A 26310-nucleotide genomic window follows, 5' to 3' on the forward strand; every position below is an offset into this window, starting at 1 on the left:
AAATTTTGGTACAATTTTTTAAAGGGCCAGCTACTTGGTTAATTCGCTATGAAACAGTGGATTAGTTGACTAGTTGGTCTCTTTTTGTAATTTCCTGCCGCCCTACTAGTTATCATTGTATGAAATTTTCTTCCGGACGTTTGTATTTGCCTGGCGCATCCGTCATGCTATTACTGCTGTTCACCCGCTTATACATCAATTTATTGCCAGCCCTGAATCAGGCGAAACAGGCGTATGCAAATGGTCAGGCGCTGACGGTAGAAACAGGCCTAAAACCGGGTGCGATTCAACGGTTGCTCACCACGGGTAATTACTACACCGATCCACGGGACGTAGCACTCGTGGCCGACTCGCTGCCCGCCAAACTCGCACAGAATGGTACGTTAGATAATCTAGGAGCCCTGAACAAGCGGCAATTTTCGGTGCTGGCTCCGGTGGCCTGGCGTAGTCGAGTTGGCGGAGCTGATTTTCGAAGCCGCTTGCAGTTATCGCGTCAACAGATGGGTTTCGATTCGGTGCTGTACAATCGGGAGTTGACGAATCCCAAGCCGTATCCGTCCGTCGTGAACACGGGAAGTGGTCCGGTGGCCATGTCGGGCCGGGTAGTCCGGGACGATCGACCCATGGCGGGCGTCCTGATGCAGCTCAAACGGCATCCGGCGACGGCCCAGCCCGATACGCTTCCCGATCGATTTATTTACGCCCGTACGGAGGCCGATGGCCAATTTTCGTTTACGGGCCTGAAGTCTGGTGCTGGCTATAGCGTTGTTCCCCTCAAACCCGGATTTGAGTTTGGTAGTCGACGCGGTACGGCCCGGCTCGCCCGCGATCAGTCGTTTTCGTTTGACGCCCGCCCGCATTACATCCGGCTAATCGGATCGACGGTGTATGGACAACTCAAAACAGATCATGCCCTTACCGTTCGGACGCCTGCTACGTATGGCTGGCAGTTCTGGAGAATTGTACTTAGTTTTTTCCTGGCCTTCTGGGCTGTGCAGTGGATCTGGGCACTTCGGCGTTTTCAACCCGATCCGTTGCTGTTGCCGATCCTGATGCTGCTCACCGGCTTATCGGTGTTGACGTTACTCGCCATTCAGGACCCGTTGCAGGACACGCTCTATGCCGCCCAAACCGTTCAGGGGATCGCCCTTGGTCTGGTGGGGATGACCATTTTGTCGCAACTAAATATCGGTCGCTTCTACACTACGTGGTGGTTTGACGGACTGTTTGCGTTTCGGAATCGGTCGTCGGTTCGGTTATCGGGCTGGACATGGCTGGTGCTGGCCGTTGGCCTGGCCGGTCTGACTTTGTTAGCTGGTTCGGGACCGGAAGGGAGCGGGGTGCGGGTAAACTTATCGATTCTGGGTTTGACGTTTCAGCCCAGCGAAATCACCAAATACTTGCTGTTACTCTTCTTTGCCGGTTTTTTTGCAGCCAACGAACAGCAAATCCGACAATTGCCCGATTTGCGCTGGCGTTTTACCGTGAGTTTCGGCGCACTGGCCGGGGCTGGTTTGTTGATGCTCCTTTATCTGTTGCTGGGCGATATGGGGCCGGCACTGGTCGTCTGTTTTACGTTTTTATTGTTCTACAGCATTGCGCGGGGCAACCTGCCTCTGACACTGGCAACGGGCGTTGGGTATGGTGTAGCGTTGTGGTTACTGCCGGGCTGGATCGCTACGTTGCTGGCGCTGGTCATCGTCGTTGGTTACATGTATTGGAAAGGCGATGCCCGGTCGGAAACCGGCTTGGGCTGGCTGGCGTTGCTGGCCGAAGCACCCGTACTGCTGTTACTGGTAATGGCCATGTTTGCCTTTGGTGATCTATTACCGTTCGTGGGGAGCCGCTTGGCCGACCGCAAAGCGATGTGGCTCAACCCCTGGAACAATGATGTGTATGGGGGCGATCATCTGGCACACGGATTCTGGGCGCTGGCCTCCGGTGGCTGGTCGGGGCAGGGACTGGGCAAGGCCTTTGCCAACGCCATACCGGCCGCCCATACCGACATGATTCTACCCAGCTTAGGCGAAGAATTGGGTGGTCTGGGCGTCGTATGCGTTTTTCTCCTGTTCGGCGTATTGCTGCATCGGATTTTTCTTCACGCCCGGCGGGCGGGTCAGCCATTCAGCTTTTTTCTGACCGCTGGCATTGCCATAGCGACGGGTGTTCAGTTTCTGATTATCGCAGGTGGTTCCATTGGGTTACTACCACTTACGGGCATCAGTGTACCGTTTCTGAGCTACGGAAAAATCTCACTTATCATTAACCTGACGGCGATGGGAGCCGTATTTAGTGTGGCCCACCGACCGGGGCAAGTGGCTCAGCGCGAATACCTTGAGAGGCATTACGACGTAGTGCTGATGGCAGGCATCACCGGGTTTCTCGCAGGCGTCGTGGTGCTCATCGGGCACTTGTTACCCATCGTTGGCTGGCGCGGAAGCGAGTACATTGTGCGGCCCGCACGGGTGGTTACGCGCAACGGCGATCCGGTGTATAGCTACAACCCCCGTATTGAACGACTGACGAGAGCACTGGCCGCGGGCACGATCTACGACCGGAATGGGCTGGTGCTGGCCACAAGCGAACCCGGTATGGTTACCCGACAGCTCGGTAAATTACAGCAAAGCGGACTAAGTGCAGGTAAGGTTCAGGCGCTGACGAAGAAACGGCTCCAGCGGTATTATCCCTTCGGCGACCAGCTTTTTTTCTGGCTTGGCGACCTGAATACCCAGCTTTTCTGGGGGCAAAGCAACGGCTACTACGCCGAAGCGACGCACCTTAGTGAGTTACGAGGCTTCAACAGTCGCCCCCGAAAGTTGGACCTCGTCACGACCGACTACCGGGCCGACCGCTTTAGTCCATCCGTTCAGCAAACACGTACGTTGTCGGTCTACGATTACAGTGAACTGGCACCGGCTTTGCGGGCAGGAATCGATAGCCGGGAAGTGGCAGAGCGCAAAGCCAGGAACCGTGATCTTCACATAAGCGTGAATGCTGAATTACAGGTAGCGATCCAGAACGCGCTCGCTACGTCCGACTACCGCGATAAACGTATTTCGGTGGTTGTGCTGGATGCTGGCTCGGGCGACGTACTGGCCTCGGCTATGCACCCCTTGCCAAATCTGCAAACACCCGATGCGATGCTGCTGGCTGACCGGGACCGACAGAAATTGCCGTATCTCGTGACTGAACGCGATTTGGGCATGACCTACCCAACGGCTCCTGGGTCAACGGCCAAAATCCTGACGGCGATGGCCGCCTTCAACAAACTTGGCTCGTCGGCGTCGGATGTTAGCTACCGGATTTCGTGTGAGGAAATTATTCGTCGGGGAACGCGTGAATCGGAACCCTGTAACGAGTCGGTGGATATGCGTAAGGCAATTGTTCGGTCGAGTAATGTGTATTTTATTCGCACCGCCAACGATAATAAGCTGGATAACGAACTGGCTGACCAGTATTTAGCGACGGGCATGAACATTGACTTTGTGGGTGGCTACTCATTTTCGGATACCCGCACGGCAAAAGAGCGTGACCAGATTGAGCAGCACTGGCGCGATTCGTCGTTTGTCGTTCGTCGGAATTTGTACAACAGCAACCAATATCCCCGACGCTACCGGAGCGAATTTTCAGGACTGGCGTGGGGGCAGGGACAGTTAACATCAACCCCGGTGGCACTAGCGCGGATGGCTGGTGCCATTGCCAACAAAGGCATCCTGCAGCCGTCGCGCTACGTCCTGAATCGGGCTGGTACCCAGCAACCCGTGCCTGCGGGAAGCCGAATTGCCCGTCAGGCAGACTACGCTGAGCAACTGGAATCGTTTATGATTGATCAATCGAACTCGGGACGTAGTAAAATTAGTATAGCCAAAGTAGCAGGCAAAACGGGAACGCCCGAACGTATCGTGCAGGGTGTTCGACGGAACGATGGCTGGTATGTGTTTTTTGCTCCCACGCCCGACGGTCGGTCGCATACGGTGGTTAGTGTACGCATCGAGCTGGGCGAATCATCGGCCGACGCCGTACAACTGGCAAACAGTGTTGTTGCGCCAATCCTGAAACAGCGCGGTTATTTGGGGAGTTTTTAACAAGGTTCTCACTCGGCGAGGTCAAACAAATAGAACAACATGAGCATTCTCGATAACGTCAAAAACCTATTCGGGTTTACACCGTCCCAACCCGCTCCAGCCGTCAACGCGACGGAGGCACCGGCTGAACCCGTTGCAGAAACGCCTAAACCAGCACCGCAGGGACCACCCCCGGCTGGACAGCGACGGGATCAGTTACTCCGGTTTATTGTCGATAAATTACGGCCTTACCAGAATGAGCCGGAAACGACGCCTTCGGGTTTCAAGCTATGCATTGTTCCTGAAAACGGAGAGGAAGAAGAGCTGTACCGAGTTGCTTTATGGGATAGTCAGCCGGGCAAATTTCAGAAAGAATTAAGTCGGCAACTAGCTGATAATTATATCAAATTACCCAAAAACTGGCGATTTGAGTATACTTTTTATTCAGATGCGCTACCGGATTGCACGTATCGCGAAGGTAACCTGGGTTTACTTGTGCTGGATGATTCGAAACCAACGGGCCCGCCCAAACGGGCCCGCATATCGGCATTGGTTGGCCAGACGGAACAGACCGATTACACGCTTGATCCAGCCCAGAAAACCATGTTCTGCATTGGGCGGGGGCATTCAGTTCAGACGACGTCGGGGCGGGTACGAACCAATGATATTGTGATCCTCAATGACGACGACCCGGCGTTTACGGCTGAAAAGGGGAGGGGCAACGGAGCCGTGAGCCGTTCCCACGCAACCATCCGTTACGATGTAGCACAGCAACGGTACGCGCTCCTTGTCGATCCGGGCGGACTGCCATCCAGTGGCAATAAAACCAAAGTTTTCCATCCCGACGACACCATCGAACGGGCCGACATTCCCGGCATGGGCTACCCGCTTCAGCACGGCGATCAGATTGAGCTGGGTGGCGAAGTTGTGCTGTTATTTGAGCTTTATTGAAAGTTTATTGTCCACAGCGGCACAGAGAAAACAGAATTTAAATTTCAGAGTAACTAACTTTTAATTCTCTGTGCCTCTGTGGACAAAAACATTTACTTCCGAAATATTAAAACTTACCTTTCACCTCCAACAAACACCTGACACTACGTATGAGAAAGCGTATTTTACTACCCCTGATTATGGCGACGCTCATTGGTTGCAACTCCAACAAAAGCGAAAATTCTACGGCCGATCCCGGCTTTGCGACCGTTCTGGACGACTACTATGAACAACGATTAAAGCTATTTCCCCTGGAGGCTACCAGCCAGGGCGACAATCGCTACAACGACCAGTTACCCAATGACATTTCGCAGGCATTTCTGGCGCAGACGAAGAGCTTTTATACCGCTATGCTAAATAAACTAAAGCCGTTTGATCGCGAAAAACTGTCGGATGAAGACAAGATTTCTTACGACATTCTGAAACGCGAACTGGAGCTGCAACTGGAACAATATCCGTTTCATCAGGAAGATATTCCGTTCCACCAGTTCGGTGGTCTGCCGCTGACGTTTGGGCAATTAGGCAGTGGAGAAGGGGCGCAACCGTTCAAAACGGTAAAAGATTATGACGATTGGTTAAAGCGTGTTTCGGCCTTTGCTGTTTGGGGTGATACGGCCATCGCTATGTTCCGTAAAGGCATGGCGGCCAACAACGTACTGCCCAAAAGTCTGGTGGTGAAGATGATTCCGCAGATGACCGATCTGGTCGTGACCGATCCCACAAAAAGCCTGTTCTACGGGCCAATTCAGAAAATGCCTGCGACGTTTAGTGAGGCCGACAAAACCCGACTAACCGCTGCGTATAAGAAAGCTATCTCGGAGCAAATCGTGCCAACCTATCAAAAGTTAGGCACTTTTTTGAAGAATGAATACCTGCCCAAAGCCCGGACCACGTCGGGGATTGACGTGTTGCCGAAGGGACCGGAATTATACAAGTATCTGGTTAAAGTTCAGACGACCACCAACGACACGCCGGAGGAAATCTATCAGATCGGCCTGAAGGAAGTAAGCCGGATTCAGAGCGAGATGGAGAAAGTGAAAACGCAGGTTGGTTTTACCGGTAGTTTGGCTGAGTTTTTTACGCACCTCAAAACCGATAAAAAATTCTATCCATACAAAAGCCCCAAGGACGTACTGGATGCGTTTAATACCATTCTGGCCAAGATCGAGCCGAATCTGAAAAAGGAGTTTATCAATACACCCAAGTCAAAATTCGAGATTCGGCAAACCGAGAAATTCCGTGAAGCGTCGGCCAGTGCCGAATACAACCAGGCATCGGCCGATGGGAGTCGTCCGGGCATTTTCTACGTCCCCATCCCCGATGCGACCAAGTTCAACGTCACCTCGGGCATGGAGTCGCTGTTTCTGCACGAAGCCATTCCGGGTCACCATTATCAATTATCGCTGCAACAGGAGAACACCAGTCTACCCAGGTTTCGGCGGTTTGCCTGGTACGGTGCCTACGGCGAAGGCTGGGCTTTGTACTGCGAATCGCTGGGTAAGGAACTGGGTCTTTATACCGATCCGTATCAATATATGGGGGCTCTGGGCGACGAGATCCACCGGGCTATTCGTCTGGTGGTGGATGTGGGTTTGCACACGAAGCACATGACCCGCGAGCAGGCGATCAAGTACATGATGGACAACGAACCCATTGCGGAGCAGGGCGCTACGGCCGAAATTGAACGCTACATGGCGATTCCCGGCCAGGCGCTTTCCTACAAAATTGGCGCGATGAAAATCCGGGCGTTACGGACCAAATATGAACAGGAACTCGGAGCTAAATTTAGTCTGGCAGCCTTCCACGATGAGTTTCTCAAAGATGGTTGTATGCCGCTGGACGTATTGGAACGCAAAATGGATGCTTGGGCGGAGCGGCAGAAATAAATTGAACGTTACAGAGCTGACCGTCTTAGTCGGCTCTGTAACGTTCAATGCATCATTGAAACATCGTGGCAGGGCGTTGGACATTGAGGGGAATTCCATTGGCCGGCACCGACTCCAGATAGGCGGCAAATTCTTTATTGTAAAGAGCTCCCTGCCGCTTGGCACGTAGCAGACGAACGGCCTCTTTGCCACTCAGGCCCAGATACGTTAGAACGAGTCCCGCCAGTAAGGCCGAGCGATTATGGCCCATGCCACAATGCGACAAAACCTGATGGCCGCTGTTGATTAAATTGGCGCCCAGCCGGGCTAGATCGTGTAATTTTTTGAGGTCAGGCAGGTGTTGATCTTCGAAGGGAAAGAAAATGTAAAGCGTATCATTCATGACTTCTGGAATATTCTGATCCAGCGTACAATCCAGATTGAATACAGCGTCAATTGTTAATTGGGAAATGGGGTTCCAATCGTCAATAGAGGGAGAGATAAATAAAGTGCCTTCGTCGGTAATTTGGTAGAGTTCCATTAGTTAATTGTCTTCGTTTTTGGTGTCATAACTGGTTGTATATGAAATACTTGCTGTTATGCTGTTTTTAAAGAGATAGGCAATTCTAATGAAATAATAAGTACACTGACCGAGTAATTTAATTTAATGGTATGTCGATTAGAGTTAACGGTAGGTGTTGGTTGAAAAAAAGGTGGTAAACACGACTATTTTCGGCTTCTTAATCAAAAAAAGAGCCCGCTGGAAGTCAACTTCCAGCGGGCTCTTTTTATAGAATAGCACCTTATTTGATGGAGACGGGAACCTCCACATTTTCCCAGGTAAGCACAAACCCTTTACCCGTTACGTCGTACTTGAGTTTCTCCGTCATGCTGGCGGCTTTTCCCGCTTTTGCGTCAACCGTCAGTACATCTTTTGCGGGGTCCATATTCGCATCACCCCCTCGTTTTATGCCCCACTGGCCGGTCTCGGAGTTGAACATAAATTTCCAGTCTTTTTCGCCTGGCACCGCAAAGAGACTGTACTTGCCCGCCGGTAATTTTTTGCCTTCTACCATAATATCTTTGTCGGTCTCGAAAATGGTCGCTTCGTTTGCCCCGGCCCGCCAGGCTTTTCCATAGGGTACCAAACTGCCCCAGATATTCCGGCCTTTAACGGATGGGCTGCTATACGTAATGGTAATGGTTGCTCCGCCCACCTTTCCGGAAGCTGTTGCCGGAGGACTTGGCCGACTGGCTTTGTCGCCCTGCGCCCAGGTTACCGTAGATAACAACAGGCCAAACATTGTTAAAACGAGACCTTTTACGATTATTTTTTTCATGGTTAAACTGGTTTATTGATTTAGATGAGCTACTTTTTACCGGGTAAAGTTAATGGTTTCTCCGTCAGATTTGATTCGATAAATTGACAGGCGGTATTTGCATTTTTGTAGAGACCGGCGGACCGGTTTCTACTAATACATGATCTATGATTCGATTGCTCATTACCGTATTCACTACGTTCCTGCTCTGGGCTGTTGGCGTTACCGATAGAAACACGCCAGGTTCGGGACGGCTGCACGTTGACATTCGGGATGCAGCTACGGGTAAATTAACGCCCGTTCGGGTGAGAATCACGCAGTTGGGCAAACCGGTGGCGGCTGTTCCCGACGAAGCCATAGCTGTTTCGTATGGGTTGTGGGACCATGCCGATGGATTTGCCTTTCAGCCCGATAGTTCGTTCTATGTGGCGGGTTCGTTTACCATGACATTGCCGCCGGGAACCTACCAACTCGTCGTATCGAAAGGAAACGAATACCTGCGTCAGACGCATTCGGTGGCGATTAAGCCAGATCAGGAAATCCGGCAAACGTATCGACTGGCGCGCTGGATCAACATGACCACTCGTGGCTGGTATTCGGCGGATGGACATATTCATATTCGGCGGTCGCTCCGCGAGAATCAACCCCTGCTTAACTGGATTCAGGCTGAGGATATTAACGTGGGAGTTTTGCTGAAAATGGGCGATTTCTGGGAAACCTATTATCCGCAGTACGCTTTCGGTGAAAAAGGTATTTATCGACAGGGCAACTACCTGCTGACACCCGGCCAGGAAGACCCGCGAACCCCCGAGATTGGTCATGCACTGGGCTTTGGTGCTACGTCATCCGTGCGTTACGGACGGGATTATTATTACTATGATATGGTATTTGACGAGGTGCATAAACGGGGTGGTATTACGGGCTATGCGCATCAGGCCGAGTCCTTTCACGGGTATCGGGGCCTGATGCTGGATGGACTGCGCGCTAAAGTGGATGTGCTGGAATTGCTTCAATACTGCGTGTCGGACAAGCCACTACGTACCAAACACTATTACCACATGCTCGATCTGGGGTTTTCCTTAACCGCAACCGCTGGCTCCGACTTCCCCTGGTGCGGCCACGATCATGACCACGGTCCGCCGGAACAATCCGCCCAAATCGGGAATGCGCGTTTTTATACCTACCTGAACGGACCCTTTAGTCACCAGGCCTGGCTGGCGGCAGTGGCGGCCGGGCATACGTTTGTAACGAGCGGACCAATCCTTGATTTTCGGGTGAACAACGCCTTGCCGGGCGACCGGCTTAGTCTGAAAACAGGCGATAAGCTGACCATTACAGCACAGGCTTACGGTCATTCAAGGCAATTGCCGCTCGATTCACTCGAAATCATTGGGCACGGCCGAGTGCTGGGACGTATCACCAGAAATGATCCGGGGCAATCGGCCAGCCATCTGGTTATCACGCTAAACCTGAAATCTATCGAACGGGGCATGTGGCTCGCGGCCCGCTGCTACGGTGGTGGGCAGCAGGCGGCTCACACGACACCTGTGTACGTAACCATCGACGGGGGCGGGTTTCATAATCCAGAAACGGCCGGCAGTTACCTGAATCAAAGCGAAAAATACCTTCAGGAGTTGGAGAAGGAGCTGGAAACGAAGCAGGATAATCCCGAATCGCGGGCCTGGTATTATCAAAAGGGACTCAAAACCCGCATTGAGGAAACCCGTAACGTCATTGCCGATTTAAGGAAGCGGCTGAGTACGCACTAAACATGTTATGCTGTATGCACGCTGGCTAACGTACCTGACGAAAATCAGTTTTCCGAGTGACATACATCAATAATTGGCGATGTAGAAACGCTCAACTTTGACTTATTAACCGGCCTGTTGTCATGGCTCAATAGCGACAGTTGCCTGGTGCCTTTGCTGTTCTAACCAACTGAAACGAAATCGTTAACCCCCTAAAATCACCCATCGGCATGAATCGCGTACCGTCAACCAACTTATTTTCGCTACCTGTAACGACCATCTCCTGCCATCAGGAACATCAGCACTGGCAACAAATTATTCGCCAGCAGGAGGAGGAAATTCAACAGCTTAGGACGCTGTTGCTCGACGTAATGGATCAGTACAATTGCCGGAGCCTGCGCCACGATGCCATCGATTATTATCAGGATCTGAACCAGCTGCAAACTAAACTTGACCGACTGCACCGAGACCTGATCTGCAACGGAGTCGATTGCTCACCCGCCAAACAGGAACTGGCTTGCGGCAACGCACACTTTGGCCTGTCAGCCACCATTGAGCGACATACTACGTTGCTGATCAGCGAATTTTCCCGGATCAAAGACGGATGCCTTCAGTTTCTGTCGGGAATGATGAGTTTGAATCTGTTGTAAAACAAGGCGTTCTACACCTCGAAGGGAAGGTCGTATTCCTTCGTGATCACTTTCGAGCTACGCGTTTTAACTTCCACTTTGGCTTTGAGGGGTGAGCCAAGCACGAGGTAATTTTTTACGAACTGATCCTGATGCACCATCCAGGAATTGTCTTCCAGTAAGTACTCGTCAACGCCTTTTTTCGTGGCCTGATACGCCCATCGTTCCGTTATCAGTGGTTCATAGTTGATCGTGTTTCCCATGTAAACGACCTGAATACCCGGTAAGGATTGATTGCCCAGTTCCGTACAGTTTACGACGGTGATTGTTAATGAAGACCCATCTTCGAGGTCACGTACCGACCATTCGTCGGCTACAGTTATTGCGTTTGCCATTGAATTGTGTTAAGTTTTTAAGGCTTACTACTACAAAGCAACACTACGCAAAGACGGAGTCAATGCGGGAGTCGATAACTGGCGGGAATAACTAAATAAGTAGCTGTTTTTGGCGGGGTTTTGGCTGATACGTACCCAGGTAAAACCCAACCGGGTAAATCATAGGCCCAATTGAGTCCATGACTTACCCGGTTGGGGCTAAATAATTTAGTTTTACAGCAAATCGATCAGTATGACCAGCACATGCAAAATCAAGCTGGTTGCGAAAGCCGGGAAGATAAATTTTACGGGTAATGCCGATAAAATGGGTACGATTACCAGCAGAAAGCAAAGCATACTGAGCAGGAACTGCCAATCGCCACCGCCGGTATTGAACATTACCAAAAGAAGCACTGGCGACAGGATACAGCCCTGAAGGGCCACCGCCGTAGCCGCCCAGCCGATGCGGTTGAACTCGGCTTTATCGACGTAATTTTTATAGTTGGTTAGCCAGTTAGTAGTGGAGGTATTGGAATAATCCGTTGTTGCGTGTGTGAGGGTTGCCATGATCGTTGTGCATTTAAATGATGACACAAAGAACGTTGAACGGCTTTCCCCATTTCCTGATCGAAATCATACGAAAACCTGATTTTTGTTCAGTTCTCGGGTCAAAGATTATCGACTTTTGCCAGAAATTAAGTGACCAATCTGGCCGATTAAGCGAGTACGGTCGATTTATTACCGTTGAATAGACGCTAATTTGGATGCATTCCCCTCCCTACTTTATCTTCACCCGATATTTTCAGGAAAGCATGTCTTTTCACGTTATGATGGTTGCCCGTCACTTTTCGAATGGAATGTCTTTCCGGGGAATATAGTCAGGTAACGGCCCTATCTCAACGTTTTAACTGGTTGTCTTGCATGATTCTTATTGTTGATGATAGACGGGAAAATATTCTTCCCTTAAAAAAGATTCTCGAACTGCATCGCTTTTCAGTTGATTCGGCCGAATCGGGTGAGGAAGCCCTGAAAAAAGTACTTAAAAACGCCTATTCCGTTATTATTCTCGACGTACAGATGCCCGGCATGGATGGCTTTGAAGTGGCCAATGCCATTGCCGGTTTCAGTGGCGCCAGAGATACGTCCATTATTTTCCTGTCGGCGGTAAACACCGAGAAAAAATTCATTACCAAAGGCTATACGTCCGGGGGCGTTGACTACCTGACCAAACCCGTTGACCCCGATATTCTGGTCCTGAAAGTTAAGACGCTCCAGAAACTGTATGAGCAGCAGCAGGAATTACGCGCTACTCAGGACTCGCTCCGCAAAGAGGTTGAGGTGCGCAAACAGGCGCAGGAAGCCCTGAGTGAGCGTATGGAGGAGTTGCAAAAAGTCCTGGCCTCGCTGCCACAGATGGCTTTTACGATGGCGCCGTCGGGTAAACTCGAATACGTGAATGAACACTGGTTTCGCTATTCAGCCAGTGCAACGGACTTCCCTGAAAACCATCCGGACGATGAGCGGTGCGGAGATTGGAAAACGGCCTTTGCCAACGGGAAAGAGTTCACGCGGGAAGTGCGCCTGAAAGAATTGAGTACCGGAACGTACTGTTATCATCTCCTGCGCATCGTTCCCATCAAGCAACAGGACGTAGTGATTCGATGGATCGGCACGTTCACGGATATTCATTCGCAAAAGGAGGCTGCCGAATTGCTGGAGCAACAGGTTGAGTTACGAACCAATGAACTCCTGCTTAAGAATGTTGAGTTAGAACGTACGAATCACGAACTGCAGCAATTTACCTGGGTGGTGTCGCACGATTTGAAAGAGCCGCTTCGTAAGATTCAACTGCTCAGTGATACCATTAAAGTAAAGTACCTCCGGGACAATCCGGATGCGGTATCTTACCTGGATCGGGCCATCCGGTCGGCAGCCCGGATGTCGACTATGATCAACGATCTGCTGGCCTATTCCAAGCTCTCAGTACCCGAAAATTTTCAATCAACCAACCTGAATACCCTGCTGGATGAAATCCTGCTGGACTTTGACGATACCATTAGCCAAAAAAAGGCCATAATCACCATCGACGAACTTCCGATCCTCGAAACGATCCCAAGCCGGATGCGGCAGATTTTTCAAAATCTGATTAGCAATGCCCTCAAATTTGCCAGAGAAGATGAAGCGCCCCGCATTCGCATCAGCGCTGAGCGGATTGATAATAAGGCAATTGATGCCAGCCCGTCGCCCAATGGAACGTACTGTCGACTCATTGTACAGGATAATGGAATCGGATTCGATGAGAAATTTCTGGATCGGATTTTTATCATTTTTCAACGCCTTCACAACCGGGCCAGCTATGAAGGAACCGGTATCGGACTGGCCATTACGAAGAAAAATATTGAGAAACATAATGGTCTCATTTCTGCCCAAAGCCGGATGAATGAAGGGGCCCGGTTTATCCTTATTTTACCTATCGAACAAAGCAAATAGACACTAATTACAACTACCATACCCCTCGCTACGTAACACCATGCCACAAACCTCGATGACAAATTCGGTTATCCGGCAACTACAACTTGTTTTTACCTTCTCGACGCTCTTGCTCCTTATTAGTCTAACGGCGTCGTTTTACAGTATTCAGAAATTGATTGCCAACTCCCAGCTGGTCAATCATACCAATCAGGTTTTGCTCGAAGCCGAAAACATCATTTCCTATGTGAAGGATGCCGAAACGGGACAGCGTGGTTATCTGGTTACACTCGATCCGCTCTTTTTGCAACCTTACAATGGCAGTTATGAAAAGGTGAAAAACAGCGACGATCGGCTTCAGGTCCTGATTGAAGACAGTCCGGTTCAGGGAAAGAATCTTGCCCAGGCCAGAACGTTATACGAAGCTAAATTCACTCAGATGCAACGTATCATCGATATAACCAGACGAAATAGATCGTTTAGTCGGGATACCATCGAGCAGCACCGTGAAATGGTGCGGGGTAAAAAAATTATGGACGATCTCCGGGCGGTTGCCAACCGGATGAAGGCGGAAGAAAATAAATTGCTTCAATCCCGGACTGAACAACAGCAAATTTATATTACCTACACGCCGTTCCTGCTGGTCATTGCGGCCATTATCTCCATGATGATCACTGCGTTTACGTATGTACGTATCAAGCGTGATCTGGACGACCGGCTGGCTCAACAGAAACTGGATGAAGCAAAATATATTGAGACGGCCGAACGGATCGGGCTGATGGAAGACGTAACTCAGAAAATCGCTGATGGGGATTATGCAGTACGTAGTCCCGATACGAAAGACGATGATCTGGGGCGTGTTTCAAAGGCGCTCAACCAGATGACGGAATCGCTTGAGCAGACATTCACTGATTTGAACAATAGAAACTGGCTGCAACATGGAGCGGTCAGGTTAAGTGATGCCATTCGGGGCGAAAAAGAGTTGAAAACGTTGGGAATCCAACTGGTCAACACAGTTGCCGACTACCTGAATGCGCCACTGGCTACGGTGTATCTGATTGACAGTGACGCAAATTTTCAACTGGCCGGTGGCTACGCCGTCCAGCATGTGCCAACGAGCATCCGGCAGGGAGAAGGGTTAGTTGGACAGGCAATTGAGCGCAAAAAAACGCTGATTGTTCAGGACGTACCGCCCGATTATAGCCGCATAACCTCCTCGCTGGGTGACACCCGTCCGTCCTCACTGGTGATCGTTCCACTGGTTTACGGAGATATGTGCGTGGGTGCGATAGAGGTAGGGCTGATGCGGCCGCCTAATGCGCTGGAAATTGACTTTCTGGAACACAATCAGGAAGCTATGGCCATTGGCGTCAACGCTGCACTGGACTACATTAAGTTGCAGAATTTCCTGGAGGAAACGCAGGCACAATCCGAGGAATTGCAGGCGCAGCATAACGAAATGGAAAACCTGAATGCGGAACTGGAAATGCAGGCCCAAAAGCTTCAGGCATCCGAAGAGGAACTGCGCGTTCAGCAGGAAGAACTGCAACAGACCAATACCGAACTGGAAGAACGCGGAATGCTCCTGGAGGAAAAAAACGACGAAATTCAGAAAAAGGCCGACGAGCTGGAGCTGACAACCCGCTACAAATCGGAGTTTCTGGCCAATATGTCCCACGAGCTTCGGACGCCCCTCAATTCCATTTTGTTATTGAGCCGATTACTGTCGGAGAACACAGACGAAAACCTGAATACCGACCAGGTGGAATACGCCCGCGTGATTCAGTCCTCCGGGAATGGCCTGCTAGGGCTGATTGATGAGATTCTTGATCTGTCCAAAATAGAAGCCGGGCAGATGACACTGGAGTATCAGGACGTACCCGTTTCCGAAATTACCCACGAACTTCAGTCACTGTTCGGGCTATTGGCCAAAGAAAAAGGCCTTGACTTTTCGATCCACGTTGAGCCAGATGTGCCCTCGCTTATTGAGACGGACAAGTTGCGACTGGGGCAAATTCTGAAGAATCTGCTCTCCAACGCCCTTAAATTTACGTCGACTGGCAGCGTTAGGCTGACCATCAGGAAGAATTCCGGCGACGCACAGAAAGCCAATACCCTCTGCTTTGCGGTTAAGGATACGGGTATTGGCATACCGCCTGAGAAACAGCCGCTTATTTTTGAAGCATTTCAGCAAGCCGATGGATCGACCAAACGGAAATACGGCGGAACCGGCCTGGGCTTGTCGATCAGCCGTGAGCTGGCCAAACTGCTGGGGGGCGAAATTACGCTGACAAGCCAGGTAAATGAGGGAAGCGAATTCATGGTTCACATACCCGTTTCTGGTTCACACGTAGCAACACCCGCACAAAAAACGCTGCCTCAACGTACTGTAGAGCCATCCCCGGCCAGTCAGGTGCAAGTGTCACCAAAACCAGCCACAGCGTCAAATCAATACCTCAGTTCGACGATTCCGGAGGCCATTCCGGATGACCGTGCATCCATTACAGCGCAGGACAAGACGATCCTGATCGTTGAAGACGACACGAACTTTGCAAAATCGCTGCTGGATTACGCCCGTAAAAAAGGCTACAAAGGCATCGTTGCGGTTCGGGGCGACGAAGGGCTGGAACTGGCGGCTATCTACAAACCACTTGGTATTCTGCTGGATATCCAGTTGCCGGTCATGAGCGGCTGGGAGGTGATGGATGCCCTGAAAGCTGATCCGCGTACTCGCCCCATTCCGGTGCATATCATGTCGTCCCACCAGCTCAAGAACGAGAGCCTGCTGAAAGGAGCCGTTGATTTTGTGGACAAGCCAATGGCCTTCGAGCAGATGCAGGACGTCTTTAAAAAGATCGAATACGTCCTGAATCGAGAGCACAAGAAAGTGCTGATAATTGAGGATAATCCCAAGCATGCCAAGGCTTTAGCCTATTTCCTGGAAACGTTCAACATCAATTCAGAACTGAAGAGCAACGTAACGGAAGGTATCGATGCGCTGAAACGCAAGGAAGTGGACTGTGTCATTCTGGATATGGGTATCCCAGACAATAAAGCCTACGAAACGCTGGAAGAAGCCAAGAAAAATCCGGGTATGGAAAACCTGCCCATCATCATCTTTACGGGTAAAAGCCTGTCGATGCCCGAAGAGTTGAAAATAAAAAAATACGCCGACTCGATCATTGTCAAGACGGCTCATTCGTATCAGCGGATGCTCGACGAAGTGTCGCTCTTCCTGCATCTGGTGGAGGAAAATAAACAGGAAAAGGGGAGTAGTACAACCAAAAAACTGGGTGGTCTGAGCCAGGTACTGGACAATAAAACGGTGCTGGTCGCCGACGATGACGTACGGAATATTTTCTCATTATCGAAGGCGCTGGAGCAGTATAACATGACCGTCATCACGGCGCTGGATGGCAAAGAGGCCCTGCAAAAATTAGACGAAAACCCGACGATTGATGTCGTGTTACTGGATATGATGATGCCCCAGATGGACGGCTACGAAACAGCCCGAAAAATCCGGGAGCATTACCAGTGGAAGAATTTGCCGGTTATTGCCGTAACGGCCAAAGCCATGACTGGCGACCGGGAAAAGTGTATCCAGGCCGGCGCGTCTGATTATATCACCAAACCGGTTGACATCGACCAGCTTATTTCGTTACTACGTGTGTGGTTATATGACCGGTCTTAATCTATAAACACAGAGAAATAACAGAGTTAACAAAGAAAAACTCAGTGTGCTCCGTTATTCCTTTGTTTCTCTGTGTTAAAAAATACAAACATGCCTAAAAAACGAGTCCTGATTATTGACGATGATGCCCGGAATATCTTTGCGATGACGGCTACCCTGAAGGCCAAATCGTTCGATTGTCTGTCGTGCCTCAGCGCCAATGAAGCGTTGGACATCTTGAGAACCGATGCCGTAGTCGATGCCATTCTGATCGATATGATGATGCCCGAAATGGATGGCTATGAAGCGATTCCACGGATCAAAAATCTGGAAAAGCGAAAAGACACGCCGATCATTTCGGTTACAGCACAGGCGATGGTGGGCGATCGGGAAAAATGCCTCCGGGCCGGCGCAACGGAGTACCTGTCAAAGCCAGTTGATGTGGATCGACTGTTGCAATTGCTGTCGACTATTTAACGGCTGATCATGATTGAAGAGGACGAAATTGATTTATTGCTGAATGATCTCTATGAGCTTCACGGGTATGATTTTACCCATTACTCCAGAGCTTCGCTGAAACGACGTATCAACCGCCTGTGGGCGTTAGACAAGTTTCCGAGTTTTGCTGAATTGCGGTATCGGGTCAAGTCCGATACGGATTACATAAAGCGGTTTGTGGAGGAATTGACAGTGAACGTTACGGAAATGTTTCGTGATCCTCAATTCTATAAAACGCTCAGAACCGAAGTGTTGCCAACCTTATCCGCCAAGCCGTTTATCCGGATATGGCATGCGGGCTGTTCAACGGGCGAAGAGGTGTTTTCGATGGCCATTTTACTCCGGGAAGCCCGGCTGCTACACAAATCATTGCTGTATGCCACGGACCTGAACCCGGAAGTGCTGGAAGCGGCCCGCAAAGGAATTTTCGCGCTGGCCCCGATGAAGCAGTATTCCGAAAATTACATACACTCGGGGGGGACAGCTGATTTTTCCAGCTACTACACAGCCCAGTATAGCCGGGTGAAATTCAGGGAGGAGCTGGCCGAAAAGATGGTTTTTTCGACGCACAATCTCGTGTCGGATGGCTCATTCAATGAGTTCGATCTGATCCTTTGCCGCAACGTACTGATCTACTTTGATAAGGCATTGCAGGAGCGCGTGTTGACGCTGTTTGATGAGAGTTTGGGGCCACTTAGCTACCTGGCGCTAGGGGCCAAGGAAACCCTGAAATTCTCCACCATCCAGGCGAAATTCAAACAGGTTGATTCCGAAAAGATATGGCGGAAAATGAAGTAATTAAGGGCTGCAAAGCTGTACTGATTGGCGGCTCTACCGGTAGTATCGACGTGTTGCTGAGCCTGTTACCGGCTCTGCGGTCTCCCTTGCCTTATGCCCTGATCATCGTCCTGCACCGGAAAAATACGGCCGACTCCAACCTGGCGAATCTGTTTGCGCTCAAAACCAGCATTTCGCTCGTAGAAGTAGATGACAAAGATCCCATTGTGCCGGGCAACATCTACCTGGCTCCTGCCGACTATCATTTGCTACTCGAACAGGACGGAACATTTTCGCTGGATGATTCCGAGAAAATAAATTACAGCCGCCCGTCCATCGACGTAACCTTCGAGTCGGCTGCGGATGTATACGGCCCTTCGTTGCTGGGGATATTGCTGTCTGGCGCCAACGCCGATGGTACGAATGGACTCAAAGCCATCAAAAAAGCGGGCGGGTACATTGCCGTTCAACAGCCAGAATCCGCCCAGGTTGGCTTTATGCCCCGGCAGGCCATGCTGACCATGCCTGTTGATTATGTACTGGACGTATCGGAGATGATCACGCTGCTAACGTAGCGTGTTTTAAGCCAACCTAATAAAAAAATAGACTGTTATCTGAAATAATAGGTTCGAATAAGCCGCATAGCCTCTTTCTCATCCTGAGCACAGACGTCACAAAACGTACCAATCCCGTTGACAGGTCCTTCGTATTCCCAGACAAACGTTTTTGCGTAATTGGATTTAGTGTTAACCACGATTAACGTAGTGCCTTTGGGATTTACGGTTAGAGTAGTGTTATTCGGAAACTGGACTTTAAAGCTTGCTTCATATCTACCTGCGTAGCGAAGCTTAACTTCTTTCCGGTCTCTGCCGTAATTGTAATCAATGCTACTCTTTTTTCCATCTTTCACCCAGAAACTTAATTGCTCGTACGTATCCGTTCCGGGTTTTCCGTAGGAATAATTCGCCACTTTCGTTTGCGCGTAAGCCGTTCCACCTATAAATAAAATAGCGATTAGCACAAAAAATGATCTTCTCATAGTACACTCGTTGCCGTTATAAATTGATCATTGCCTTTATGGCTACTACTTTACAAACTGGCTTAAGTCAACTATGTTATCTGAGATTTTCCCAACAACTCATCGGCCAACTCCGTCAACCCTACAGTTGCGGGTTCGGCGATGAACGTGACGTTGGGGCGCTTGTGCATGGTGGGAATGTTGGGGTCCACGACGTAGATCGGAACGCCATCCTGGACGGCGTAGACCAGGCCAGCCGCGGGGTATACGTTCAGCGATGTGCCCACAACGATCAGTAAATCAGCCTCGTTGGTAATGTCCAGTGCTACGTCCATCATGGGCACGGCCTCCCCAAACCAGACGATGTGTGGACGTAACTGAAAGCCTCTCTCGCAGAGATCCCCTTCTTTCAATTCCCAGCCTTCAATGTCGTAAATCAGGGTCGGGTACTTGGTGCTACGTGATTTGAACAGCTCGCCGTGCAGGTGAATCACTTTTGAGGAACCCGCCCGTTCGTGCAGATTATCGACGTTCTGCGTGATGATCGTTACGTCGTATTTCTCCTCCAGTTTCACCAGGGCCAGATGCCCCGCGTTGGGCTGAACCGTGAACGCCTGCCTGCGTCGCTGGTTATAAAAATCCTGCACCAGCGCCGGGTTGCGTTCCCAGGCTTCGGGCGTGGCCACATCCTCAATGCGATGATTCTCCCAAAGTCCATCCGAGGCACGGAACGTTGGAATGCCACTCTCCGCACTGATGCCTGCACCCGATAAAACGACGATTTTTTTGCGAGTTCCCATAACAATAAGATAAAGAGATTTAAACACAGAGTTACAGAGTTTTGGCACAGAGGTAACAAAGTTTTTGTCTCTGTGCACTCTGTTTTTCTCAGTAACTGTGTGTTTTAAAATTTACTCTACTACAATTTCATCCGTGGCGAACCACGTTTTTTCACCAGCGTTCGGGTGTCCGGTGGGGCAGACCCCCGCATTTTTCGCCCGAATCCGGACGTAGCGCGCGCGGGCTGTTTTGAAGTCGGCCACGACGGGCAGAATATCCCAGGGACCATTTAGCTCATACTTAACGGGCTGGGCAATGGCTTCTTTGTAGTCGCTACCATCTTTTGATAGCGCAATGTCAACGGACGTGGGCGGGAAGTTTTTCTCTAAAATGACTTTCAGGAAATTCAATGACACTTTCGTGACACTCGTTACGTCCCCGAGGTCAACCGTTACGTCCATATCCGAGCCGGAAAAACTTACCCATTGTCGCCGGTCACGCGGTGTCTCTCCCCGAACGCCATCGGTAAGTTTGACTGTTTTGGGGTCGCTGGTCTGGCTGGGTGCACTGGTATACGTATACGGCTTATTCTTGCCTTTATGGAGCGTAAACGTTTGGGTCAATTGGCCGCCCGTTTGGGTGATGGCCCGAAGCGCCGTGGTTTTTGTGAGCGTGATTGGCCCAATGTATTCCGTGCTTTGTGTATTGGGTTCCTTGCCGTTCAACGTGTAAAAGATCCGGCTGTCGGAATCCAGCTTTTTAAGGACTACCTGAATTTGGCCCTGATCGTTAGCTTGCGTGGTCGCTGAAATATCGAACAGTCTCTTGGCGTAATTGACTCCGCTGAGCCGGGGCAGGTGGTTTTTGAGTCGTTGCGCGAAATCCTCGAAGTTATGCGGACCGGCCTGCATCCAGCCCAGTTCTGCAATGGCAATCGCTCGCGGAAAGACCATATATTCAACCGCTTCGGGCGTGGGCGTATATTCCGTCCAGATGTTTCCCTGAACACCCAGAATGTATTTTTGCTCGGCGGGCGACAGTTCAGCAGGCATGGGTTCGTAGGCATATACCTGATCGAGCGGCAAGTAGCCACCAATCGCCAATGGTTCGGTGGCGGGGTTGCCCTGGTAGTAATCCATGTAGCAGGTGCCGGTGGGCGTCATCACTACGTTGTGTTTCTGCCTGGCTGCCGCAATGCCGCCCTCGGTACCACGCCAGCTCATCACGGTAGCGTTAGGCGCGAGGCCACCTTCCAGAATCTCGTCCCAACCGATGATGGCCCGGCCTTTGCTGGTGACGAACTTCTCAATGCGCCGGATGAAATAGCTCTGTAGTTCATGTTCGTCTTTGAGGTTATTTTTCTTCATCAACTCCTGGCAAAACGCGCTGTTTTTCCAGGCCGTTTTCGGGCATTCGTCACCCCCGATGTGAATGTATTTTCCGGGAAACAGGGCTATAACCTCGGTCAATACGTCCTGCAAAAAGCCAAACGTTTTGTCGGATGGACAGAAGACGTCATCAAAAACGCCCCATTTCGTGGCTACCTGATAGGCTTTGGTTGGCTCACAACCCAATTCGGGGTAAGCGGCCAGGGCGCCTAAGGCGTGGCCAGGCATTTCGATTTCGGGTACAATCGTTACGAACCGGCTTTGCGCATACCGCACTACGTCCCGGATTTCTTCCTGCGTATAAAACCCACCAACGGGTTTGCCGTCAAACTGTTGCGGGTAATTCTGGAAGTACTGACCTACAACGGTTTCGGCCCGTTTGCTGCCAATCTGCGTTAGTTTGGGATATTTCTTGATCTCAATTCGCCATCCCTGATCGTCGGTCAGGTGCCAGTGGAATGTGTTTTGTTTATGCATTGACAGTAAGTCAATGTACTTTTTGACGAACGAAACTGGCATGAAATGCCGCGATACGTCGAGATGGAGGCCCCGGTAAGCGAAGCGTGGTTTGTCGGTGATCGCGCAGGCTGGCATGGTGAGCGAAGAGTTTTGGGAGCCTACTGGTAAGAGCTGTCGCATCGTTTGGGCCGCATAAAACAATCCTTTTGGCGTAGATGCTTCGGCCAGAACGCGTGTGGGCGTTACGGTCAGTTTGTAGCCCTCATCACCGAGCGCCAGTTTTTTGTTTAGTGACAGAAAAATATGCGCCCCTTTCGCTAACACCGGGCTGGTTGGCACCATCGTCAGAGCTAATCCGTTAGCCGTTCTGACCTGACTGATAAACGTTTGGGCTACTGCCTTAACGCTGGCATCTGTACCCGGAGCTACAACAACGCGTGTGCTGGTCGAGAGGATGAATTGTCCGTTTTGTCCGGCAAATCGGGCCGGGAAGGGGATTAGATTATATTGATTATCCGTTTGAGCAAATGCAGTGCTGGTGACAAATAAAAGGAAAAGCAGGTATTTCATGCGGCTGGTAGAGCGACGATGTGATGGTTTAGCTGGCAAAATAGCGATGATTTTTCGAAAGGGCACCAAATAAAAGACCTACCGGTAGGGCAATACTAACAAGCCTGGATTACCACTAAAGTGAACCTGTCTGGATGGGTGGGGTCATTAAGAAGAGATTAGAAATAGTGTAGACGCGCGGTTGCGGTTGAAAAACCGCTTTACTTCGTGACACGGGTTTTTTGACCTGTAGCTTAACCCGTCTGGATAGATGCGGTCAAAAAGCCCGATAATGTCTACTCTAAAAACAAGAATGATTAATGACCTCTACGTTCACTCAACACCTATGGGCTGCGCTTCTCGGCATCGCGGTACTTTCTTCCTGTAGCCGTCCGGTCGCTTATTTTCAGCGTGGACCTGTGGAATCTTTCGCTACGGCCAACCCGCAGCCAGTAGCAACACCCGTTCAGGCGATTACAACACTGAACCAGCTACCTGTGAAGGCCACCACGATTGCTCAGCCTGAAGCCTATGCCAGCACCGATAGTAGACTAATTACCAAAAAAAACGTGACCAAGCGTATGGTTAGGTTGACCAATCTGTTGACCTCGGTCGCTGGAACGATGAGCCCGAAGGCAACGACTGCTCCGCGTAAAATGAATTTGATGGAGCGGTTAGTGCTCAAGAAAATGAACAAACAGATTAGCAAGCAACTGGCCCCGAATCATCCCGAAAAAGCGATGCTTAACACGGGGAAACTGATCGGTGGCGCGGTGCTGTTGATTGCGGGCTTAATCATGCTGTTCGCGGGCACCGGCACAGTCGCCTTTATCGGTATAATTTTGAGCCTGGTAGGGGCGCTTGGGATACTAGTTGGCGTATTGGGGATTTAGTTAAATCGCCTATGCCGGCAATCATAATGAACCAATAATTATGTTTACGAAAATAAAAAAGGTTGACTTACGGCAAGTCAACCTTTTTATTTGAATTCGGAAATCACTACGTTACTTCTTTGCCGTTGCTTTTTTTGCCGTAGCTGCCGGTTTTTTGGCGGTTGCAGTTGTCGCTTTTGCTTTGGCGGGTGCTTTTGCTGCTGCCCCTTTTTTTGCCGGAGCCTTACCCGCTGGTTCGTCGCCCGCCAGTTTCAGACAATCTTCAAGCGTTAACGTAGCAGGGTCAATGTCCTTGGGGATTTTGACGTTCCGCTTGCCAACGGCCAGATACGGACCGTATTGACCATTTACGACTTTTACGGCCGGATTTTCCGGGAACTCCTTAATGTATTTATTAGCTTCCGTTACCCGCTTGGCCTGAATCAGTTCGATGGCCCGTTCGAGGGTTAATTCCGCCAGCGATTCATTACGCGGTAACGAAACATATTTATCGTCAAACTTAACGTAGGGACCAAAGCGACCTTTACCCGTCGAGACTAGTTTGCCTTCAAACTCGCCCAGCGCTTCACTGACCGATTCGGCCCGTTTCTGCTGGATGAGTTGGATCGTCCGTTCCTCGTCAATCGTGTACGGGTCGTCTTCCTTCGTTAGCGATACATACTTGTCGTCATGCTTCACGTAGGGCCCAAATTTACCGATGCCGATGGTCATGGGTTTGTCCTCAAAGAAGCCGACTTCGCGCGGCAGGGTAAACAAGTCGAGCGCATCCTGTAACGTAATGGTTTCAATCAACTGACCATCGCGAAGGTTGGCGTACTGCGGTTTTTCGTCGTCGGTCGATTCGCCAATTTGCGCATAGGCACCGTATTTACCCAGGCGGGCCGAAATCTTCTTGCCCGTTCGTGGGTCAAGCCCCAGATCACGGGCGCCGGTTTTGAACGATACAATCGAGGAACCCTGAATGTCTTCAATGTTCTTATGGAAATCACCGTAGAAACTGCCCAGCATGGTTTGCCAGTTCATGCGTCCGTCGGCAATCTCATCGAACTCCTTTTCAACCGTCGCGGTGAACTTATAATCGACGATGTCGGGGAAATATTCGACCAGAAAATCATTCACCACGATTCCGGTGTTGGTCGGGAATAACTTGGCTTTTTCGGAGCCGAACGTTTCCTTACCACTGGTTTCGTTGACCTGATTCTGCTGAAGTGTGTACTCGACGTACTTACGCTCCTGACCGGGTTTGTCCTGCTTGACAACGTAGCCCCGGTTGATGATCGTCGAAATCGTTGGCGCGTACGTCGAAGGACGACCAATGCCCATTTCTTCGAGCTTCTTCACCAGCGAAGCTTCCGCATAACGCGGTTGCGGACGCGTGAATTTCTCGGTGGCTTTCATCTGGCCCAGGTTCAGCACTTGCCCGATCGTGAGCGGAGGCAGCATACCTTTGGCATCTTCGTCGTCCTCATCATCTTTCGATTCGAGATAGACGCGGAGAAATCCGTCGAACTTAATCACCTCACCCTGAGCAACAAGCTCATTCGGAAATGGCTGTGCCTTGCCGGTAGTAGGGGTTTCTGCAAATGGGCTATCGTCTATATTAGTCTGAACTGTTGTGGTTACGCCATTCGCAAATTTAATGCTGATCGTCACCGTTGTGCGTTCGAGTTGCGCGTCTGACATTTGAGACGCTATCGCCCGTTTCCAGATCAATTCATACAGCCGTTTCTGGTCGCGGTCGCCACCCGCACTCCGGTCGTTGAAGTTTGTCGGCCGAATGGCTTCGTGCGCTTCCTGAGCCGATTCATTTTTAGTTTTGAACTGCCGGGTCTGGATGTATTTTTCGCCAAACTCCGAGCCAATTTCGGCCACAGCTTTATCAATCGCTTCCTGCGACAGGTTCGTCGAGTCAGTCCGCATGTACGAAATTTTACCGGCTTCGTACAGATTCTGCGCGATGCGCATGGTACGGTCAACCGAATACCCCAGCTTGCGCGAGGCTTCCTGTTGCAGCGTCGACGTCGTAAACGGTGGCGCGGGCGTCTTTTTTGCCGGACGCGTTTCTAAACTCTTAATCGTGAACGTAGCACCAATACAAGCCTCCAGAAAGGCGCGCGCATCTACCGATGTAGCAAAGTTCTTGGGCAGTTCGGCATTCAGCACTTTGTTGCCGTCAACGATGAACTGCGCTGTCACCTTGAACGACGATTTTGCCGAGTGTTTGTCAATTTCGCGTTCCCGTTCCACCACCAGCCGCAGCGCAACCGATTGTACACGACCCGCCGATAAACCCGTGCTGCCGCCTTTAATCTTTCGCCACAGTACCGGCGACAGTTCATAACCCACCAGCCGGTCGAGTACACGCCGGGCCTGCTGAGCGTTCACCAGGTCGACGTCAATCGTGCGGGGTGCTTTAATGGCATTCTGGATGGCCGTCTTCGTGATTTCACGAAAAACAATCCGTTTGGTATTGTCGCGCAGACCGAGTGCTTCCTTAAGGTGCCACGAAATGGCTTCGCCTTCGCGGTCATCATCCGTTGCCAGCCAAACTTCGTCGGCTGCCTTGGCAAGCGATTTCAATTCACTAACTAACTTTTTCTTGTCTGGCGAAACTTCGTACGATGGCTTGAAGCCGTTCAGTACGTCTACGGCAAGCCCGTCTTTGGGCAAATCGCGTACGTGACCGAAGCTGGATTTCACGGTGAAGTCCTTGCCCAGGTAGCCTTCAATGGTTTTCGCCTTCGCCGGCGATTCCACTATGACTAAGTTTTTCGACATAATCGATTATTAAGTTGAAACGGTCTCCGCTGCCTTATACCA

Annotated in this window: 19 protein-coding genes; 11 read left to right on the top strand and 8 right to left on the bottom strand. The window is 50.6% G+C overall.

Going from position 1 to position 26310, the window contains the following annotated elements:
* Window positions 1-119 precede the first annotated feature (119 nt).
* From BM202_RS00350 to BM202_RS00360, 3 genes are all read left to right on the top strand, one after another.
* Window positions 120-4085: an FtsW/RodA/SpoVE family cell cycle protein gene (locus BM202_RS00350; protein WP_093822488.1), complete on the top strand. Its 3966-nt coding sequence runs from the start codon at window positions 120-122 to the stop codon at window positions 4083-4085.
* 39 nt (window positions 4086-4124) lie between these two features.
* Complete coding sequence (locus tag BM202_RS00355; protein ID WP_093822489.1) at window positions 4125-5015, top strand: FHA domain-containing protein; 891 nt, start codon at window positions 4125-4127, stop codon at window positions 5013-5015.
* Window positions 5016-5164: 149 nt separating this feature from the next.
* The gene (locus BM202_RS00360; protein WP_093822490.1) at window positions 5165-6940 is read left to right on the top strand and encodes a DUF885 domain-containing protein; all 1776 of its coding nucleotides are present in this window, start codon (window positions 5165-5167) and stop codon (window positions 6938-6940) included.
* Window positions 6941-6992: 52 nt separating this feature from the next.
* Here the strand turns inward: BM202_RS00360 and BM202_RS00365 are convergent, their stop codons facing one another.
* Window positions 6993-7460 (bottom strand): protein-tyrosine phosphatase family protein, encoded by a 468-nt coding sequence (locus BM202_RS00365; protein ID WP_093822491.1) that lies wholly within the window; start codon window positions 7458-7460, stop codon window positions 6993-6995.
* Window positions 7461-7722: 262 nt separating this feature from the next.
* The gene (locus BM202_RS00370; RefSeq protein ID WP_093822492.1) at window positions 7723-8259 is read right to left on the bottom strand and encodes a DUF2911 domain-containing protein; all 537 of its coding nucleotides are present in this window, start codon (window positions 8257-8259) and stop codon (window positions 7723-7725) included.
* Window positions 8260-8405: 146 nt separating this feature from the next.
* Between BM202_RS00370 and BM202_RS00375 the strand changes: the two genes are divergently transcribed.
* Entirely contained in the window at window positions 8406-10007 is a 1602-nt protein-coding gene (locus BM202_RS00375) for a CehA/McbA family metallohydrolase (protein ID WP_177236474.1), read from the top strand.
* A gap of 209 nt (window positions 10008-10216) precedes the next feature.
* Window positions 10217-10636, top strand: a complete 420-nt coding sequence (locus tag BM202_RS00380) for a hypothetical protein (protein ID WP_093822493.1) — start codon at window positions 10217-10219, stop codon at window positions 10634-10636.
* A gap of 11 nt (window positions 10637-10647) precedes the next feature.
* Here the strand turns inward: BM202_RS00380 and BM202_RS00385 are convergent, their stop codons facing one another.
* Complete coding sequence (locus BM202_RS00385; protein ID WP_093822494.1) at window positions 10648-11010, bottom strand: hypothetical protein; 363 nt, start codon at window positions 11008-11010, stop codon at window positions 10648-10650.
* A gap of 213 nt (window positions 11011-11223) precedes the next feature.
* On the bottom strand, window positions 11224-11556 hold the full coding sequence (locus BM202_RS00390) for a hypothetical protein (RefSeq protein WP_093822495.1): 333 nt from the start codon (window positions 11554-11556) through the stop codon (window positions 11224-11226).
* A 354-nt stretch (window positions 11557-11910) separates the two neighbouring features.
* Between BM202_RS00390 and BM202_RS00395 the strand changes: the two genes are divergently transcribed.
* The 5 genes from BM202_RS00395 to BM202_RS00415 all read left to right on the top strand — a co-directional run bounded on the left by BM202_RS00395 (window position 11911) and on the right by BM202_RS00415 (window position 18978).
* Window positions 11911-13479 (top strand): sensor histidine kinase, encoded by a 1569-nt coding sequence (locus tag BM202_RS00395; protein WP_093822496.1) that lies wholly within the window; start codon window positions 11911-11913, stop codon window positions 13477-13479.
* A 40-nt stretch (window positions 13480-13519) separates the two neighbouring features.
* Entirely contained in the window at window positions 13520-17149 is a 3630-nt protein-coding gene (locus BM202_RS00400) for a response regulator (protein ID WP_093822497.1), read from the top strand.
* A gap of 90 nt (window positions 17150-17239) precedes the next feature.
* Window positions 17240-17605 (top strand): response regulator, encoded by a 366-nt coding sequence (locus BM202_RS00405; RefSeq protein ID WP_093822498.1) that lies wholly within the window; start codon window positions 17240-17242, stop codon window positions 17603-17605.
* A 9-nt stretch (window positions 17606-17614) separates the two neighbouring features.
* Window positions 17615-18424 carry a CheR family methyltransferase gene (locus BM202_RS00410; RefSeq protein ID WP_093822499.1) on the top strand — a complete coding sequence of 270 codons (810 nt, stop codon included), beginning with the start codon at window positions 17615-17617 and terminating at the stop codon, window positions 18422-18424.
* A complete protein-coding gene (locus BM202_RS00415; RefSeq protein WP_093822500.1) occupies window positions 18406-18978 on the top strand; it encodes a chemotaxis protein CheB in 573 nt (190 codons plus the stop codon). The genes BM202_RS00410 and BM202_RS00415 overlap by 19 nt, the downstream gene beginning before the upstream one ends.
* Window positions 18979-19013: 35 nt before the next feature.
* Here BM202_RS00415 and BM202_RS00420 read toward each other — a convergent pair whose 3' ends face one another.
* The 3 genes from BM202_RS00420 to BM202_RS00430 form a co-directional block, all read right to left on the bottom strand.
* Complete coding sequence (locus BM202_RS00420; RefSeq protein WP_143100610.1) at window positions 19014-19442, bottom strand: hypothetical protein; 429 nt, start codon at window positions 19440-19442, stop codon at window positions 19014-19016.
* A 71-nt stretch (window positions 19443-19513) separates the two neighbouring features.
* Complete coding sequence (locus tag BM202_RS00425; protein ID WP_093822502.1) at window positions 19514-20221, bottom strand: SIR2 family NAD-dependent protein deacylase; 708 nt, start codon at window positions 20219-20221, stop codon at window positions 19514-19516.
* 111 nt (window positions 20222-20332) lie between these two features.
* Window positions 20333-22618 (bottom strand): glycoside hydrolase family 20 protein, encoded by a 2286-nt coding sequence (locus BM202_RS00430; RefSeq protein WP_093822503.1) that lies wholly within the window; start codon window positions 22616-22618, stop codon window positions 20333-20335.
* Between the two features lie 299 nt (window positions 22619-22917).
* Here BM202_RS00430 and BM202_RS00435 point away from each other — a divergent pair, with 299 nt between their 5' ends.
* Window positions 22918-23490: a hypothetical protein gene (locus BM202_RS00435; protein ID WP_093822504.1), complete on the top strand. Its 573-nt coding sequence runs from the start codon at window positions 22918-22920 to the stop codon at window positions 23488-23490.
* Window positions 23491-23601: 111 nt separating this feature from the next.
* Here the strand turns inward: BM202_RS00435 and topA are convergent, their stop codons facing one another.
* Window positions 23602-26268, bottom strand: a complete 2667-nt coding sequence (gene topA / locus BM202_RS00440) for a type I DNA topoisomerase (protein ID WP_093822505.1) — start codon at window positions 26266-26268, stop codon at window positions 23602-23604.
* Window positions 26269-26310 lie beyond the last annotated feature (42 nt).

The organism is Spirosoma endophyticum, assembly GCF_900112365.1.
Taxonomy (GTDB): Bacteria; Bacteroidota; Bacteroidia; order Cytophagales; family Spirosomataceae; genus Spirosoma; species Spirosoma endophyticum.

Excerpts from the sequence above, each read along its gene's own strand:
- BM202_RS00365 (WP_093822491.1), bottom strand. The coding sequence starts at position 7,460 with ATGGAACTCTACCAAATTACCGACGAAGGCACTTTATTTATCTCTCCC.
- BM202_RS00385 (WP_093822494.1), bottom strand. The coding sequence starts at position 11,010 with ATGGCAAACGCAATAACTGTAGCCGACGAATGGTCGGTACGTGACCTC.
- BM202_RS00405 (WP_093822498.1), top strand. The coding sequence starts at position 17,240 with ATGCCTAAAAAACGAGTCCTGATTATTGACGATGATGCCCGGAATATC.
- BM202_RS00390 (WP_093822495.1), bottom strand. The coding sequence starts at position 11,556 with ATGGCAACCCTCACACACGCAACAACGGATTATTCCAATACCTCCACT.
- BM202_RS00350 (WP_093822488.1), top strand. The coding sequence starts at position 120 with ATGAAATTTTCTTCCGGACGTTTGTATTTGCCTGGCGCATCCGTCATG.
- BM202_RS00415 (WP_093822500.1), top strand. The coding sequence starts at position 18,406 with ATGGCGGAAAATGAAGTAATTAAGGGCTGCAAAGCTGTACTGATTGGC.
- BM202_RS00375 (WP_177236474.1), top strand. The coding sequence starts at position 8,406 with ATGATTCGATTGCTCATTACCGTATTCACTACGTTCCTGCTCTGGGCT.
- BM202_RS00355 (WP_093822489.1), top strand. The coding sequence starts at position 4,125 with ATGAGCATTCTCGATAACGTCAAAAACCTATTCGGGTTTACACCGTCC.
- BM202_RS00400 (WP_093822497.1), top strand. The coding sequence starts at position 13,520 with ATGCCACAAACCTCGATGACAAATTCGGTTATCCGGCAACTACAACTT.
- BM202_RS00380 (WP_093822493.1), top strand. The coding sequence starts at position 10,217 with ATGAATCGCGTACCGTCAACCAACTTATTTTCGCTACCTGTAACGACC.
- topA (WP_093822505.1), bottom strand. The coding sequence starts at position 26,268 with ATGTCGAAAAACTTAGTCATAGTGGAATCGCCGGCGAAGGCGAAAACC.
- BM202_RS00395 (WP_093822496.1), top strand. The coding sequence starts at position 11,911 with ATGATTCTTATTGTTGATGATAGACGGGAAAATATTCTTCCCTTAAAA.
- BM202_RS00430 (WP_093822503.1), bottom strand. The coding sequence starts at position 22,618 with ATGAAATACCTGCTTTTCCTTTTATTTGTCACCAGCACTGCATTTGCT.
- BM202_RS00420 (WP_143100610.1), bottom strand. The coding sequence starts at position 19,442 with ATGAGAAGATCATTTTTTGTGCTAATCGCTATTTTATTTATAGGTGGA.
- BM202_RS00425 (WP_093822502.1), bottom strand. The coding sequence starts at position 20,221 with ATGGGAACTCGCAAAAAAATCGTCGTTTTATCGGGTGCAGGCATCAGT.
- BM202_RS00410 (WP_093822499.1), top strand. The coding sequence starts at position 17,615 with ATGATTGAAGAGGACGAAATTGATTTATTGCTGAATGATCTCTATGAG.
- BM202_RS00435 (WP_093822504.1), top strand. The coding sequence starts at position 22,918 with ATGACCTCTACGTTCACTCAACACCTATGGGCTGCGCTTCTCGGCATC.
- BM202_RS00360 (WP_093822490.1), top strand. The coding sequence starts at position 5,165 with ATGAGAAAGCGTATTTTACTACCCCTGATTATGGCGACGCTCATTGGT.
- BM202_RS00370 (WP_093822492.1), bottom strand. The coding sequence starts at position 8,259 with ATGAAAAAAATAATCGTAAAAGGTCTCGTTTTAACAATGTTTGGCCTG.